The 15679-nt window shown below is 41.3% G+C and carries 13 protein-coding genes and 1 pseudogene; 8 read left to right on the top strand and 6 right to left on the bottom strand.

The genetic code is table 11. From position 1 onward, the window contains the following. Window positions 1-14: 14 nt before the first annotated feature. The gene (locus tag PGH26_RS15870) at window positions 15-1199 is read right to left on the bottom strand and encodes a YhgE/Pip domain-containing protein (protein ID WP_323691976.1); all 1185 of its coding nucleotides are present in this window, start codon (window positions 1197-1199) and stop codon (window positions 15-17) included. A gap of 235 nt (window positions 1200-1434) precedes the next feature. Here PGH26_RS15870 and PGH26_RS15865 point away from each other — a divergent pair, with 235 nt between their 5' ends. The 4 genes from PGH26_RS15865 (at window position 1435) to PGH26_RS15850 (ending at window position 4838) form a co-directional block, all read left to right on the top strand. Beyond that, on the top strand, window positions 1435-2499 hold the full coding sequence (locus tag PGH26_RS15865) for a helix-turn-helix transcriptional regulator (protein ID WP_431312506.1): 1065 nt from the start codon (window positions 1435-1437) through the stop codon (window positions 2497-2499). Window positions 2500-2510: 11 nt separating this feature from the next. After that, window positions 2511-3293 (top strand): TatD family hydrolase, encoded by a 783-nt coding sequence (locus PGH26_RS15860; RefSeq protein ID WP_323691974.1) that lies wholly within the window; start codon window positions 2511-2513, stop codon window positions 3291-3293. Window positions 3294-3445: 152 nt separating this feature from the next. Next, on the top strand, window positions 3446-4072 hold the full coding sequence (locus PGH26_RS15855; protein WP_323693549.1) for an NUDIX hydrolase: 627 nt from the start codon (window positions 3446-3448) through the stop codon (window positions 4070-4072). A gap of 16 nt (window positions 4073-4088) precedes the next feature. Beyond that, window positions 4089-4838 (top strand): alpha/beta family hydrolase, encoded by a 750-nt coding sequence (locus PGH26_RS15850; protein WP_323691973.1) that lies wholly within the window; start codon window positions 4089-4091, stop codon window positions 4836-4838. 67 nt (window positions 4839-4905) lie between these two features. Here the strand turns inward: PGH26_RS15850 and PGH26_RS15845 are convergent. Continuing rightward, a pseudogene (locus PGH26_RS15845) lies at window positions 4906-5397 on the bottom strand (hypothetical protein). Window positions 5398-5585: 188 nt separating this feature from the next. Beyond that, entirely contained in the window at window positions 5586-6008 is a 423-nt protein-coding gene (locus tag PGH26_RS15840) for an organic hydroperoxide resistance protein (protein ID WP_323691972.1), read from the bottom strand. Between the two features lie 230 nt (window positions 6009-6238). Between PGH26_RS15840 and PGH26_RS15835 the strand changes: the two genes are divergently transcribed. The 3 genes from PGH26_RS15835 to PGH26_RS15825 all read left to right on the top strand — a co-directional run bounded on the left by PGH26_RS15835 (window position 6239) and on the right by PGH26_RS15825 (window position 8917). Continuing rightward, window positions 6239-7432, top strand: a complete 1194-nt coding sequence (locus tag PGH26_RS15835) for a DUF4317 domain-containing protein (protein WP_323691971.1) — start codon at window positions 6239-6241, stop codon at window positions 7430-7432. A gap of 178 nt (window positions 7433-7610) precedes the next feature. Then, a complete protein-coding gene (locus tag PGH26_RS15830) occupies window positions 7611-8597 on the top strand; it encodes a LacI family DNA-binding transcriptional regulator (RefSeq protein WP_323691970.1) in 987 nt (328 codons plus the stop codon). Window positions 8598-8743: 146 nt separating this feature from the next. After that, entirely contained in the window at window positions 8744-8917 is a 174-nt protein-coding gene (locus PGH26_RS15825; protein WP_323691969.1) for an SDR family NAD(P)-dependent oxidoreductase, read from the top strand. 118 nt (window positions 8918-9035) lie between these two features. Here the strand turns inward: PGH26_RS15825 and PGH26_RS15820 are convergent, their stop codons facing one another. The 3 genes from PGH26_RS15820 to PGH26_RS15810 are packed head-to-tail and all read right to left on the bottom strand — an operon-like array spanning window position 9036 to window position 13806. After that, window positions 9036-10847: an ABC transporter substrate-binding protein gene (locus PGH26_RS15820; RefSeq protein WP_323691968.1), complete on the bottom strand. Its 1812-nt coding sequence runs from the start codon at window positions 10845-10847 to the stop codon at window positions 9036-9038. A 27-nt stretch (window positions 10848-10874) separates the two neighbouring features. Beyond that, a complete protein-coding gene (locus PGH26_RS15815) occupies window positions 10875-12371 on the bottom strand; it encodes an ABC transporter permease (RefSeq protein ID WP_323691967.1) in 1497 nt (498 codons plus the stop codon). Window positions 12372-12384: 13 nt separating this feature from the next. Continuing rightward, window positions 12385-13806: an ABC transporter permease gene (locus PGH26_RS15810; protein WP_431312505.1), complete on the bottom strand. Its 1422-nt coding sequence runs from the start codon at window positions 13804-13806 to the stop codon at window positions 12385-12387. 123 nt (window positions 13807-13929) lie between these two features. Between PGH26_RS15810 and PGH26_RS15805 the strand changes: the two genes are divergently transcribed. Beyond that, window positions 13930-15669, top strand: a complete 1740-nt coding sequence (locus tag PGH26_RS15805) for an ABC transporter ATP-binding protein (RefSeq protein ID WP_323691966.1) — start codon at window positions 13930-13932, stop codon at window positions 15667-15669. Window positions 15670-15679 lie beyond the last annotated feature (10 nt).

The following is a 15679-nucleotide window of genomic DNA, read 5'->3' as shown; positions in this document are numbered from 1 at the left end:
TTATTATACCATGATTAAGGTAACACTTTTGTTATCTCTTCTATTTCAGATTTTACCGCGGACTTGGTTGAGGACTTAGATTTATGAACAGTTGCTACGATAACAATATTTATAACCATTGCTGCCAGGCCAACTGCTGCCAAAGCCCAAACAAACGGAGTTGGACTAATGCTGCCATATAGATCAGCGATATAGCCCTGGACAGAGTAATACATAGGTGTGATGTGACTTGCCCATTCATAAGGTGCGTACATCATATCCCGTGAGATTACTGCTCCATTTGCTAAAGTCTGTACGAAGATTAGCGGGATATTGAGAATCATACCAGCGGATCCAAGTAAGAAAATCAGGATCGCAGTGAAATTGAAACTTGCCATGTAAATCAGGGTTTGATGACCTACGATACTTAAGAACATGCTTCCGTCAGGCTGGTTCACTAAATAGGTGATTCCGGTCGCCGCTAGGGAAGATAACACTGCTATCAAAAGCGCAGTCAATTGTAAGTAAATGAAGAGCCGAGTTTTGCTTGCTTTTCCACGGCTTTCTTTAAAAGCTTCTACTAGTTGCATGGAACCAATCATAGCCCCGATATAGCTCGCCATGGTCAGGAACATAGGAAGCATATTGTTATGCATGCCATCTGGTATTTTGTTGATGGTGACCACGTTTCCTACATAAGCCGTTTCAATCTTCTCAGCTAATTCAGCGGCTTGCTTTTCAGGTACATTAAAGTTCATCAATACACCTGTTGCAGATTGTTGAGAGAACTGCTCACTGAGCTGATTATTAATTTCTGTAACAACCGACTTCATGGAGGAAGAGATGACTGTTGCTCCTGCGTCATTAATTGTAAAGTCGATACTAGATGATGTCTCACCATTTTGCATATCCGAAGAGAATGATTCTGGTATGTGAACGACTAGTGCCAAGTCATTTTTTTCAAGTTCTTTTAAAGCCTTTTTATTTTGTATATCTGTTTCTATGTCTTTAAAAGGTAAATTTTCTTGTAGTTGATCAGCAATCTTTGCACCGTATTCGCCTGCGTCGTCATTAACAATCGCAATCGGTAATCTGTCAATATTTCCTGGAATTGCAGTATAGCCTGGCAAGAAGATTCCTAGCATGGCAATTGCATAGAAGACCCCCATAATGATGGCGGCAATAGAACCTCTTGTTTTTAGAAATTGGGTGAATTTCATGTGTTTTTCCTCTCTCCACTTAAATATACACTTTAACTTTTGGACTTTTAGAAAAGTACTTTGTTCAAAGTATCTAATCATTTTATTCTTTTTACATAGAAAGTCAACTGATTTGTTCTAAGGAAGGTTAGTTTAAAGGTTGAAGAAAGGTTAATGTGAAAGTTTTAAGTCAGCACAACAACTATCAAATGAATGAAACAGCTGCAGCTTATACTGTTTATCAGGAGTGATGTCATTGATACAGCAACTGATTGATTGGATAGAAGACAACTTACAAGGGGAATTCTCTTTAGCTGGATTGGCAAGTCATTTAGGTTATTCTCCATACTATTGTTCGTTTAAGTTTCATCAAGCAACAGGGATGAGCATTCGACGATATGTTTTACTTAGAAGATTATATTTGTCAACGGAAGATTTAAAAAAACAGCGGAAAATCATCGATATCGCTATGGACTATGAATACTCATCACAAGAAGCCTACAGCAGGGCATTCAAGAAGGTGTTCGGAGTTAGCCCAAAAGAGTTTCAGCAGCACAAGATGCCAATTCAATCATTTACTAAACTTACTATTCATCAGGGAAAGGACGGGATTGCTATGACAAACAGAGAGACTGAGGTTGCACAATTACAAAGGACAAATCGTGAACTATTTGATCGGGATGTATTGAATTTATTAAATGGACAAATGATGTATGAAGAATTTAAAAGTAAAAAGCTGATGGGTGATTCCGATTATGCCCCATTTAATGAAGCAATGTGTGTTCATGCAACAACTTCCACCATTTTTGATACAGCATTCATACAGACCAGGGCGTCAGGACATCATGTGTCTGAAGAAAGTTACTGCAATACAGTGATCAAACCGTTGAGCAGTTTGTTCAACAAACGGTATAACTATATCGTTTTGTGGTTTGGAGAAGACATGTTCTGTCAGATGAATCTGCTGACCCTTCTAGCCTATCTCGAGAGATCCAACTATGGCGGAAAGGTATTTTTAAATAGCTTTAGGGAAGATGAATTTAAAGTGAATCAAGTGGAGCTTACGTTAGGGAACTATTCCTCTGTATATGAAGACGTGTTGGTGAGTCATGTAAATCCTTCGCAAGAACTAATGCCAGTGATGTACCAGGCAGTAAAGCTATTTTTAGAGATGCAAAGTGAAAATAATGCAGTCACTCAATTCATCCTGAACAACCAGCAGTTATCGCAATCTGAATTGTTGAAGCGGTTATTTGTGGTCTTCCCAATGATCGGATATGGCGATACACAATATATAGAACTAATCGAAAAAGCAAAGTAGGGGGACTGCTCATGTGTAACCAGTTAATCGACGCACACATTCATCTGGATATGTATGAAGAACCAGATCGTTCGCGTCTCATACAAGAGTTAGGAAATTCGTCAGTAGAAGCTTTAATTTCTGTATCAAATAATTTGGCGTCTTCCTATCGTCAGTTGGAGCTCGCCCAACTGGATAGTCGGATCAAGCCTGCGATCGGATACCATCCTGAGCAAGCATTGCCAGAAGAGGAAGAACTTCAGTCAATCTTGCAGCTCATTGATGACAAACGGAATCAGATTATTGCAATCGGGGAAGTCGGGCTTCCGTATTATTTAAGACAGGAAACACCCGGATTGGAGTTGAAGCCATATGTAGAGTTATTAGAAAGGTTCATCCAGAAATCAGCGGCATATGACTTGCCGATTGTGCTGCATGCGGTCTATGAAGATGCCGAAGTTGCTTGTGACCTGTTGGAAAAACATCAAGTGACTCACGCACACTTCCATTGGTTTAAAGGAAGTGACCGGGTGCTGGAGCGGATTCTTTCGAATGGGTATGTCGTTTCCGTCACACCGGACGTTACGTATAAGCCGAAAATACATCGCATTGTGAAGCAGACGCCATTATCACAGCTCATGGTGGAAACGGATGGGCCCTGGCCTTTTGAAGGGCGTTTTACAGGAGAAATGACATCACCCGCAATGATGCATGACAGTGTTCAAAGCATTGCAGAGTTAAAGGGGATAGAGCTTGGGGAAACCTATCGCCAGCTTTATGAAACGACAAAAGCATTCTATCGGATTAAAGCATAAACATAGAGGATACCCAGACCAGCTGACAATTGCTGATTTTGGTGTTTTTACTTGTACTGAGTCAGATCTATCGATTGGATGGACTCTATCTTTCAGCAATTTTCATTCAATGATACGATAAAGGTATAGAAGACCTGGGGGTGCAAAACTTTATGTTCCTAGATGAGTTGAAAAAGCAATTGGAAGACAATAATTCGTTATTTATCGGCGAAGAGACTGCATTTCGATCTGCAGTGCTGTTACCGCTTGTTCAAGACGAAGGCGAGTGGCATGTTGTATTTGAAGTACGTGCGTTTACGATGCGGAAGCAACCAGGAGATATCAGCTTTCCGGGCGGTCGAATTGACGCAGAAGATGCTTCACCGATGGCAGCAGCGTTGCGGGAAACAGAAGAAGAATTAGGGATTGACCGAAATACGGTAAAGATTATAGGGAAGCTGAGTCCGTATATTGCCTCTCCTTCGTTCGTTGTGTATCCGTTTGTAGCCGTATGTGATTATCATGAAATAATTCATTCTTATAATAAAGATGAAGTCGAAGAGGTTTTTTCGATTCCGCTGCGTTGGCTCATGGAGCATGAACCTGTATTGCATCGTGTGCCCGTTCAACCCGCACCGCTGCCCGACTTTCCATTTGACAAAATTTTCAATGGTGAGAAGTATCAATGGGGAAAACGTTCACAGGAGGAGTGGTTTTACGAGTATGAAAATTACACCGTCTGGGGATTGACCGCTAGAATCTTAAAGTACTTTATAGAGATCATGAAGCAGATAGAATAACAAAGGAGTGATGAAGATGAAACAAAAGAAATCATGGGCAGTCAAAATTCTAATCGGAATTCTGGTGTTACTGATGATTGCAACAGCAGGGTTTTTCGTCTTCGCCAGCTCTTCATATGAGGCTAACCCCTCTGCACTGAAAAGCTTACAATCTGATGACCTGGTGACAGTAAAAGAGGATGGAGACATTGCGTTTGAACCGGCTTCCGATGCCAGTGACATTGGTTTTATCTTCTACCCGGGGGCAAAAGTTGAGGCATCTGCTTATGCCGCGATGGCAAAGGGAATTGCGGCAAAAGGATTCCCTGTTTTTATTGCGGATCTCCCTTTTAACTTAGCGATTCTTTCCCCGAATCATGCAGATCAAATTATCCATGATCATCCGGAGATTAAAAGGTGGATCATTGGCGGCCACTCGCTCGGAGGGGTGATGGCTTCGGATTATGCGCTGGGTCATGAAAATGTAGAAGGCCTTGTGTTACTTGCCTCTTATCCGCAGAGTAAAACCGATTTGAGCAAGACTTCTTTGAACGTGTTGTCCATTTGGGGGAGCAATGATGAAGTAGCAGATCTGGAGAAAGTGAAAAATGCGAAGAAGTCCATGCCCAGTGATGCTGAATTTATCGAAATAAAAGGCGGGAATCACGGCGGTTTTGGAGAATACGGCCATCAAAAAGGCGATGGAGAATCTTCACTCCCTGGTAATCAGCAGATTCAGGATACCATCGGATATGTTGCAGCGTTTTTAGAACGACTGAATGAGTGAAAATGCTGTACACAATGCGAAATTCCCCGCATGCAAAATGTTCATCTGCATGCGGGGAATTTTTCAATTACAAACATAACACAACGATTTGATAGGGTGTTGTCTGCGCGGGGATACTGCGAGTGGTTGCACCATATACGACGAGCAGGTCCCGGTTGGACAGGTTTCCAGTGAAAGGCTGCCCATTTTTCAGAACAACTTTAGTGGCGGGATTCATAGTTAACTGTAACGTGTGATCACTGCTCACTAACTGGTCGTCAAAATGGTCCACTTTCACAAATTGTCCGGAAGTGTTTTTACACATGATTAGAGCATTGAATTGTGGCGGGAAAATGAGCGGAGCAGGAGCATTTGCATCATAAAATCCAGTTACTTGATCTCCGACGGATATGACTTCTTGGTCGACAAAATAAGTGGTTGGAGCAACTACGAAATTCACTGTGTTTCCATAACCATTGTCAACAGACATTAACTTATAACAGCCTGCTTCATTTTATTGTCCAATTGAAAAGTCATTAATGGCAGTCACGATGCCTGCAAAGGGTTGATAATTAATCATACCGATTCCTCCTGTTTGTATCTCCTGTCTATATAGCCTATGTCGTTCTTGCCTATGGTGACAGTTAAAAGACCACTTAGCGATTATGAGTTTAATGGGACCTCATGTACCATTGATTCCTTCTTTAAAGAATGCTAAAACCCCAACGTCTGTAAACGTTGGGGTAACCTAATTGAACGCTTTTTGAATTAAAGGGTTTCCAATGTAACCTCTATATTGTCTCGCGTTGCTTTTGAGTATGGACATACTTGGTGTGCTTTCTCGACTAACTCTTGCAGCTGGTCTTTTTCAATGCCTGTGCCTTTCACTTGCAGCTTCACAGCTAACTTGAATCCTTGGTCTGTTTCGTCTTTCTGAAGGCTGACATTTGCAGTTACTTCAGAATCGAATTTCACTTTCTCTTTGCCCGCAACCAATTGCAGTGCACCGTCAAAACATGCTGCGTAGCCAGCGGCAAATAATTGTTCAGGATTTGTTGCGCTCTCAAGCTTTTTAGCTCTAGGAGTTCCTGGCATTGCCGTATCGAAACTGACAACACTGTCTGATGATTGAACGTGTCCTTCACGGCCGCCTTTTGCAGTTGCTGTTGATGTGAATAGTGTTTCTGACATAAATATCACTTCTCCTCATCTTGATTTTGTCTCATACATCGTGTTTACCCTAATGGAATTCTTTTAAGCGTCGGATGATGACTTTTTATGTGAGAAAAATGAATACGAGTAAAATGAACAACGTTTCTTCCTGATTGGAAAAATTGGTATAATGAATGAGATTCAAAAGGGAATGGACAAACCCTTCTTTTGAAAAGATTGATTTTATGGATAGAAAGCAGGGACTTAGAATGAATAAAAAAGACATTGCTGCAATTCGCAAGCAATTTAAATTGGATACGGACTTACTGATGATCACGGACATTTACAACGTATATGTTCGGCAGGAAAGTGATGAAATCTATCATGAAGAGAGCCAGGCTTTCGGCTTAATGGAGCGGGAACAACAGGAATTATTTTTAGCTAATTTTAAGAAAGTGCTCGGCGGAAAATTAGATATGAAGCTGTTTGAGGTTCGGTTTGCAGAACCGAAAGAAGAGCAGTCGGATAATACCCAGCGGTTGTTGTACGCAGGACTTAACACCAGGGAAGTCGAGGACTGGAAAGAAAACATGCAGGGGATTGCACAGAAAATGGTACAGTCCGCTCAGTACGAAAAAGATTTAGTTATTACGTTCATTCGCGGGAAGTATTATAAGCCGACGAAAAAGAATTTGGAGGAGCTGGAGATGGCTGAAGGGGACGAGGCATATACAACACCATTCATCCTTTGCAGCATGAACTATACGGAACTTCCGAAGCCGTCACTCATCTTTGATTTTATCGAACGTGAATTTAAGTCGAGTGAGATGGCGGATCCTGTTGTGAAACTCGCATCACCGATTGGCGGATTCCTTTTCCCATGCTTTACGGATAACGCAGCAGACGTCAATCACATTTTGTATGCAGCGGGCAAGGCGAATAAGCCGGACTATCAATTTATTGAAAACGTACTCGATGGAGAAGAAATTATGACGGCTGAAGACGACAAAGCGGTCTTCGAAGAAATCGTCAAGCATGTCGTTGGGGACGAAGTGAATACCCAGATGCTGACAAGTGTTTATGATGAAATCAACCGCATGAACACAGTAGAAGAAGAAGGGGAAGACGAAGAATACATCCCAACGTTAGACACAAAAGAGCTGGAACGGGTTCTAAAGATGAGCGGCGCGGAAGATGTAGACACTGAGAAAGTGCAGCAAGCATTTCAATCCGTTGTAGACGATGAATCCTATGAATTAAAAGCACGCCACGTGGTACCAAGTTATACCTCGAAATCGATTAAAATCAGCACAAAAGTTGCGAATATCGCAATCAGCCCCCAAGACTTGAAATATGTGAAACAAGTCAATTACAACGGCAAACGCTGTATTTTGATAGAGGTAGAAGAAGATACGATGATTGAAGGGTTTACCCTGATGGAAGAAGAGTTGTTTGAGTCGTAAGTGTGTTTGCATCGCATCACAATTCAACTAATAACTATCGATAAGTTATGGCAGTATTAAAGAGGCTGGTTGCTTGAATGTGATCAGCCTTTTTTGATTTTTGACCCCTTGAAGATGTGAAACTAGTATTATAGAGTAAAGGTACAGAACTGAAATTGAATTCAAAGGACTGAGCACAATGAGAGAGACAGTAACTGCAAAGGACGTTGCTAAACTGGCGGGGGTATCCCAATCCTCTGTTTCAAGAGTATATTTTGAAGGAGCAACTGTTTCTGAAAAAACAAAGAAACGGGTTCTTGATGCTGCAGAAGAACTTGGGTACCGTCCTAACGTTTACGCTAGAAGTCTCATAACGAATCAGTCCAATATCATTGGCCTTGTCATGAAAGGTGTCCAAAATCCATTTTATGCACAAGTGCTGAAGCGATTCAGTTCAATATTTAAACAACACGGATACAGCATCTTGTTTGTCTATACAAACAATGATGAAATTCAGCAAGAGGACGTTGAAACCTTACTAAACTATAATGTGGCAGGTGTGGTTGTCACCGATGCCACAATGTTATTTTCCGTAGGAGAAGAATTTAAAAAAAATCATATTCCACTTGTCTTTTTCAATAGAAAACCAAATACGGGAAGCTTCTATTCAGTATGCTGCAATAATATAGACGGCAGCCGATCGATTGCACATTATCTTCTTTCAAAAGGTGCGTCGGAACTGGTACTAATCACGGGGAATGTTCATACCTCTACGAGCATCGAGCGGGAAAAAGGCTTTTGTGAAGTGCTCGATCAACAGAAAGTATCCTATCGGAAGTATAATTCGGATTACACGTATGAAGGCGGCTATCAGACAGCGATGACAGTTTTAGAAGAAAAGCGATTGCCGTCAGCATTTTTTGTTGCGAATGACATCATGGCATTTGGAGTAATCGATGCGCTTCGTAAAAATGATGTTCGTATTCCTGAAGACACAAAAGTTGTCGGGTTCGATAATATCGCCATGGCTTCTTGGCCAGCATACGAACTGACCACATGGGAGCAGCCCATTGAAGAAATGATTGAAGAGACCGTAAACTATTTACTGGAAGAAATCGCGTCCTATACTGGATTCGTGCAAGATATTGAAGTGGATGGAAAGTTCATGGAAAGAAAAACGACATGAAAGTACGACTAACAAACTGGGGAAGTCGTTTTTCCCATTAACTCATTTGAATACGTATGCAAAAAACTATATGTAAACCAGATACGAATCAGTAAATAACTTTTAAAAAGAAGCGGCCAGTAATTTTAAATTAGGGGGATGAAGAAATGGCAGAAGGCAGCGTTTTATTCATTACAGGAGCAGCGCGAGGAATCGGGTTTGATATTGCTAACGCTTTTTCAGAAGCAGGAGCGAAAGTGGTTCTTTCAGATCTAAGTCAGGATGCGGTCGATGAAGCCGTTTCTCAGTTAAACGGAGACGGCTCAGTAATGGAGTTTTGAATAAACGACATCACAGGGTACATGCTTAACTTAGATCGAACTCGCAAGAAGGAATAGATATTCAAAGTTAAAAACCGTACGCCAGCCGAAGAAAGTCAGGTTGGCGTACGGTTTTCTGTCATTCTTCGTGATAGGCTTTCAAGAACTCTTTTACTTTACTAGAATCAGCTGTGAGCTCGTTACCTGTATCTACAAGCGGGCTAACCGTTGAATAGGCTTTTTTCTTGTTGCCTTGGTAATAGTTCAAAAACTCGTCTTGATTGATGGAGAATAGTACAGCTTTACGTAAGTTTTCACTTTCTGAAACTTCTCGGCCGGCTGTATTGAATTGCAAGTAAGTAACGGCATTGCTATCGCTCATTTGCAGAAGTAAGTTATCCGCTTTTTCAACAAGATCGTACTTAGTTTCCGGTACCCCATTAAAGAGATGAATTTCACCGTTACGTAATGCCGACAGAGCACTATCTGCATCATCAATGAAACGTACAGTTACGTTTGAAATCTTAGGGTCAAAATTACTTCCAGTACGGTATCCAGGGTTTTTCACAAAGTCTGCTTGATAATCATTTTTCTTCACGAGAATATAAGGTCCGCTTGCATAAAGCTGATTGTCGTAACTAGCACCGTCAGTTACAGTACGCTGGTCTCCATATGGAATATCTTTATCCACGTTAAACGATGCAACGTCATATGTGTTTATGTTTTTCACTTGTTTCTCTGAGACAATTCCAGCTGATTGGTGAGCCAAGTAGTTCAAAACTTGAGGAAATGGTTCAGTTGTTGTTACTTTAACTACTTGATAGTTACCTTTACTGTTGTCAGCATTTGTTTTACTGTCAACGACTCTAGATAGTTTTGTCTCGAGTCCATTTTCCAATGCTTCAAGAATTGTTTCCTCGCTGCCGGATTGCTTTGTTTTTTGTAACTCTGCTAGATCAGTCACGATTTCAGTACTTTTAATTTGCTCGTGTAAACTATACGTTCGGTGATCTGGTACAGAGTCTTTATCTTTTGCTCGATCCAGAGAGAACACAACATCCTCTGCTCCCACACGTTCGCCAGTATCAATTGCTTTGTCATTCGATACAGATGCAAAGTTAATGTCATCACGGAGAAGGAAGTAGTAGTCTGAATTCCCATCAGCCATGGCATAGTTATAAGAAAGTGAGCCGTCTGATACGACTTCATCTTCGTCCGTCAAGTTGACGAGGCGGACATACATATTTGTGTTTAGTGTATTAATCGAACCATCATTCCCCTTAATGGGATCCAAAGAAGTCAAATCACCAATTGCTTGTTGCGTCACAAGAGGCGTAGCAGCGCGTTTTGCAGCATCATTGAAGTCAATAGTTTCCCATGCAATCGCGCGAGATTTTGCAAGTCTAACAGTGTCTGGATTTAACACGTCTTTGTTTACTCCCTGTGCTTTAAATGAGTTATAAAGAGGTGCAATGTAGGCCTTGTCTGTAACGAGCTGCTGTTCTAGTGCTTTGTACGTTTTAGTGTATTCCTCAGCTGTTTCTCTGCTTGCTTTGTCAATCAATTCATCCACTTTAGCATCTTCAACAAGACTATTTGCACCGTCTGTTTTGAATAACGCGCGTACCGCATAGTCGGGGTTACCAGTAACTGTCGTCCAGCTAGAGAGTGCAAGATCGAAGTTGCCAGCATCTTTCTGTGCTGAAAAGGTTCCATAATCAGGTTGAATGTTCAGTTTGACGTCAAAACCATTTTTGATAAGCTGGTCTCGCACAATATTTAAGTCCTCTTCACCTGATCCCATTCCCAGGACCTCGATTTTTACTTTCCCATTTCCGTCTCCTTTGGCATCAGTGTCTTTTCCATCACTCTCAACCTCTGATTTAGTTTTGACACATCCTGCAAGCACAAGGATGAGCAGAAGAGTAAGTGTTAATAATTTCTTTTTCATTGATGAATCCCTCCAAGTTTTTAGTTGTCAGTCTAGTTTTGGATCCAGTGCATCCCGAAGTCCGTCGCCAAGGAAATTGAATGAGAGAACGAGCAATATAATTGCAAGTCCCGGGAAAATTGCCAGATACGAATTAGTCTCCAGATAGGTACTTCCGACTTTTAAGATATTTCCCCATTCTGGAATATGAGGCTCGACACCAAGGCCAAGGTAACTCAAACTGCTCGTTGCAATTACTGCCCCGCCAATTGTCAACGTGGATTTTACAATCATAGGAGCAAGTGAGTTCGGAACGATTTGTCTAAATAGAATTGAAAAGTCTGATGCACCTAGTGCCTTAGCAGAATCGACAAAATCGTAGTTGGAAACCATAAGTACATTCGCACGCATGGTGCGGGCATAAGTAGGAATGGATCCAACGCTTAGCGCAATTATCAAATTAACCGTATTTGCTCCAAAAGCAGCGATAATAGCGATTGCAAGTAAAATTCCAGGAATCGAGTATAAAATATCAAGAAGACGCATAATCCAGTTGTCGATGCGAGTACTGTAATATCCAGCAATGGCTCCTAAGAACCCTCCAATTAGTCCGGGTAATAGTGTCGATGCCAAACCTACGAGTAATGAAATCCTCGCTCCAAACACAATTCTCGAAAACACATCACGTCCAAAGTTATCCGTTCCAAATGGATATGCAAGGCTTGGAGCTTGTAAGATAGCTCCGTAATTATTTTCTACAGCAAGTGCATAGTCGAATGTGAATCGGCTCGTGATGGAAATGACAAGCATGAGAAGGATGAAAAACATACCTAGTACGGCAGTGGAGTTTCGGGTGATTTTCTCCCACATCACATTCCACTTCATCAGACGGGAAGAATCGAAGCGTCTAGACTTCATGAACAAGCTCCAACCTAGAAGTAAGGCAAATAAGTTACCTGTAGCAGCAGTTACCATTAAAACGATAGAAAGTATAGACATCCAGCGTGGAGCAGAATACTCGTTTACATAAAGGACCGACAGGATCAGGACCACTAGGTAAAACAAAGCAAAGAGTAAAAGAATCCCCATAGCGATTAGGAACGTATCGCTGACATAAGGCTTAAATAGATTCACAGAGCTTATGGCGAGGACAGCGATTTGTGTTAATAACATATACACTGCAAACGTGTACTCAGGGGTCTTTCTTTTGTTAATTAAGTTGAAAGCAAACGCAGCCGTAAAAATATTTCCAGTTAGTAAACTGACTAATTGTACATAACCTAAACGTCTCGTCATTTTGCTGATTTCACCAGTATCAAGCAGATCCTTCTTCATCTTCCTGGCGATGAATAGCTGGAAGATGGAAGTCAACGTGTAGGCGCAGAACAAGGTGAATACAACGGGGTTTAACCCATCAGTTTTAGTTGAAAAACTGTTCCACAAGAAGATTACAGCGATAGCTAACGATAGAACCCATGTGAAATTAGCTTGGGGATAATCTTTTGATATTATCAATGCATGGCGATTGTTAAAAGATTTTTTCATGATTTCACCTACCTTACGATTGGTTTATCTTAGAGCGAATTCGTGGATCTAGGAACGCATACAAAATATCAATAAGTAGATTGACTATCGAGATTGTGATTGCGATATAAACAACACCGCCCATGATGGCTGGGATGTCAGGGATGAATTGCTTGTCAACGATGTAACTGCCAATCCCTCTTATATTGAAGACTTTTTCTGTCACAGCAGCTCCCCCAAGCATTCCTCCGAACAAGAGGCCAATAACGGTAATGACGGGAATCATCGCATTGCCTACAGCGTGTTTCCATAACATCTGAATTTTGGTTAGACCTTTCGCCCGTGCTGTAATGATGTAGTCTTCGTGAATAATTTCAAGTAAGGACGAGCGCATCATTCTTGCTATAGAAGCAGTTAGCGCAGTTCCAAGAACCACAACAGGCATAATCATGGATAAGTGATTACTAGGACTATATGTCGCAGGCAGCCAATTGAATTTGATCGAGAAATTAAGAATGAAGATTAGACCTTGCCAAAAGTTCGGAATCGATAAGCCGATTAGCGCAATAAACATGAACGAGTAATCCAAGAACGAATTGGGTCGAGTTGCGGAAAGAATGCCTACTGGAATCGCTATGACAACTGCCATAATGACCGAGAACAGCGCAATCGTTAACGTAACCGGGAATTTGTTGGCGATACTTGTTGCTACATCTTCATTCCCCGCAAATGAAGTGCCGAGATCGAATGTAGCGATTCCTTTCACCGCATTCCATAGCTGCTGCCAATAGGATAGGTCGAGACCGTGTAATTGGTTGAATGCTGCAATTTGTTCTTTTGTGGCGGATTCGCCAAGAATATTAGAAGCCGGATCAAATGGAGAGATATAAAGAATCGTAAATACCAGCACTGCGACCCCAACAATGACAAGTACACTTTGTACGAGTCTTTCTGCAATATAGGTTAGAAATGGATTGCTAAACAGCAGTAACAGTGCGTACATCAGAGCACCAGGGAGCAACGTATAGAGTAAAAATTCCGGACGTTTTAGCAGAGAATGAAAGTAGACTGAATAAGTTTCTTTTCGCACTCGATTTTGTGTTAAGTATTCTTCTGTGCAACGTAAAATCTCTTCTTCCAGCCTATTTCCCGCTAGCTTTTCAGACAATTTATGTATTTCTTTGTCGCTAACATCCTCCTGAAGGAAGTTCCGCTTACGAACTAGCTGGTCTGCATACTCAGAATGCCATTGATCCGTGCAGTGTTTTTTTGATAGCTCGCTGCGTATGCCGTCCAACTGAGCAATGAGAGTTTGGTCTTTTTTCTTCATCAAGTAAATAAAATAAACAACTAGGTGAACAGGTAACCCTGCTAGAAACAGTAAAACTTGAACCATTGTTTTCGGTTGATTCTCTTTGTACGACTTTTGAAGAAGCGAAGCGATATTCAGTACCAATTATTCCACCACCTTTTTATATTGTTTAATTCCGATTGGTATACTAGACTATAGTCAAATAGATAATAGTTGTCAATTCTATTCTTGAAACAAAATAAACATGACAAAAAAGGAGGATTTCCAGTGGAACCTATTTTAAAAGTAAAAGATCTACACGTTTCCTTTACGATGGGGGATGAAAATCTCGATGCGGTACGCGGTGTGAGTTTTGATGTTAAAAAAGGAGAAACCCTTGGTATTGTAGGGGAATCTGGTAGTGGGAAGAGTGTAACTGCCCGTTCCATTATGCGGTTATTGCCTTCACCTCTTTCGTATATGAAAGAAGGAACTATAGAATTCCAAGGAGAAAATTTAACTATAAAAACAGAGAAAGAGATGGAGGGGATTAGAGGGAAAGGAATTGGTATGATCTTTCAGGATCCAATGACTTCTTTAAACCCCACTAAAACGATAGGGAAACAAATTAGTGAAAGTATATTAAAACATATGAACGTATCAAAGAAAGAAGCGAAGAAGGAAACTCTTGAACTTTTAAAGATGGTTGGCATCAAGGATAGTGAAGTTCGGTATGATCAGTATCCCCATGAGTTTTCTGGCGGTATGCGTCAGCGTGTCATGATTGCAATTGCGCTTGCTTGTAAGCCCTCGTTACTAATTGCAGATGAACCTACAACAGCCCTAGACGTAACCATTCAAGCTCAGATTCTAGATCTGATGAAGAACCTTCAACAACGGTTTGGTACTTCTATAATATTGATCACCCACGACTTAGGCGTAGTAGCGGAAATGTGTGATCGTGTCGCAGTTATGAAGAAAGGTAAGATTGTGGAGACAGGATCAGTATTTGAGGTATTTGAAAGTCCCAAACATCCGTATACTAAAAAATTATTAAACGCACTGCCGCGCCTGGATGAAAAGAAAAAAGAAAAGCGTGTATCTCAACTTCCAGAAGGAATTGATCAGTCGATTCCCCTTGTTCAAGTGACGTCTCTAAAACAGTACTTTGATAGTGGGAAAAAGGGATTAACGAAGGCAGTTGACGATATTAGTTTTCACATTCGACCGGGTGAAACATTGGGCCTTGTAGGCGAATCAGGATCCGGAAAGTCCACAACAGGCCGTGCAATTTTACGATTGGACGAACTGACGGATGGGGAAGTGTTGTACCAAGGAATGGCCATCAACCGTTTTACTTCAAAAGAGATGAAACGCATGAGAAGACATATGCAAATGATTTTCCAAGATCCATATTCCTCTCTGAATCCCCGTTTTAAGGTACTCGATATTATCGGGCAAGCATTAGATATTCACCAGATAAGCAAGAACAAAACTGAACGTAAGAAAAGAGTTGAAGAGTTGCTGATGATGGTCGGTTTGGAGCCCGAGCATGCGATGCGTTATCCTCATGAATTCTCTGGCGGCCAGCGCCAAAGAATTGGAATTGCACGTGCGTTGGCTGTGGAGCCGGATTTCATCGTCTGTGATGAACCATTGTCAGCACTTGATGTTTCCATCCAAACACAAATTGTAAAACTTCTAGAAGACCTGCAACACGAACTGGGCCTTACATACTTATTCATAGCCCATGACTTATCGATGGTAAAGCACATCAGTGATCGTGTAGCGGTTATGTACGCAGGGAAGATTGTTGAGCTGGCAGATAGCGAAGAGTTGTATAATAACCCGCTGCATCCCTATACAAAATCTTTGCTGGCCGCTATTCCTATCCCGGACCCTAGAGCAGGCACAAATAAGCATCGTCAGCTTCATAAAGAGGGAGAAACAGATAAAAAGTTTGATGTAACAAATGCAAAGTTGGTAGAGGTAACGGAGGGGCATTGGGTGGCAAAAGTAATCGAATGAAATCCACAGA

The organism is Sporosarcina jeotgali, from assembly GCF_033304595.1.
GTDB lineage: Bacteria > Bacillota > Bacilli > Bacillales_A > Planococcaceae > Sporosarcina > Sporosarcina jeotgali.
The sequence above is the reverse complement of the archived record's forward strand: the minus strand, read 5'-3'. Positions and strand labels throughout refer to the sequence as shown.

Excerpts from the sequence above, each read along its gene's own strand:
- PGH26_RS15870 (WP_323691976.1), bottom strand. The coding sequence starts at position 1,199 with ATGAAATTCACCCAATTTCTAAAAACAAGAGGTTCTATTGCCGCCATC.
- PGH26_RS15860 (WP_323691974.1), top strand. The coding sequence starts at position 2,511 with ATGTGTAACCAGTTAATCGACGCACACATTCATCTGGATATGTATGAA.
- PGH26_RS15855 (WP_323693549.1), top strand. The coding sequence starts at position 3,446 with ATGTTCCTAGATGAGTTGAAAAAGCAATTGGAAGACAATAATTCGTTA.
- PGH26_RS15850 (WP_323691973.1), top strand. The coding sequence starts at position 4,089 with ATGAAACAAAAGAAATCATGGGCAGTCAAAATTCTAATCGGAATTCTG.
- PGH26_RS15840 (WP_323691972.1), bottom strand. The coding sequence starts at position 6,008 with ATGTCAGAAACACTATTCACATCAACAGCAACTGCAAAAGGCGGCCGT.
- PGH26_RS15835 (WP_323691971.1), top strand. The coding sequence starts at position 6,239 with ATGAATAAAAAAGACATTGCTGCAATTCGCAAGCAATTTAAATTGGAT.
- PGH26_RS15830 (WP_323691970.1), top strand. The coding sequence starts at position 7,611 with ATGAGAGAGACAGTAACTGCAAAGGACGTTGCTAAACTGGCGGGGGTA.
- PGH26_RS15825 (WP_323691969.1), top strand. The coding sequence starts at position 8,744 with ATGGCAGAAGGCAGCGTTTTATTCATTACAGGAGCAGCGCGAGGAATC.
- PGH26_RS15820 (WP_323691968.1), bottom strand. The coding sequence starts at position 10,847 with ATGAAAAAGAAATTATTAACACTTACTCTTCTGCTCATCCTTGTGCTT.
- PGH26_RS15815 (WP_323691967.1), bottom strand. The coding sequence starts at position 12,371 with ATGAAAAAATCTTTTAACAATCGCCATGCATTGATAATATCAAAAGAT.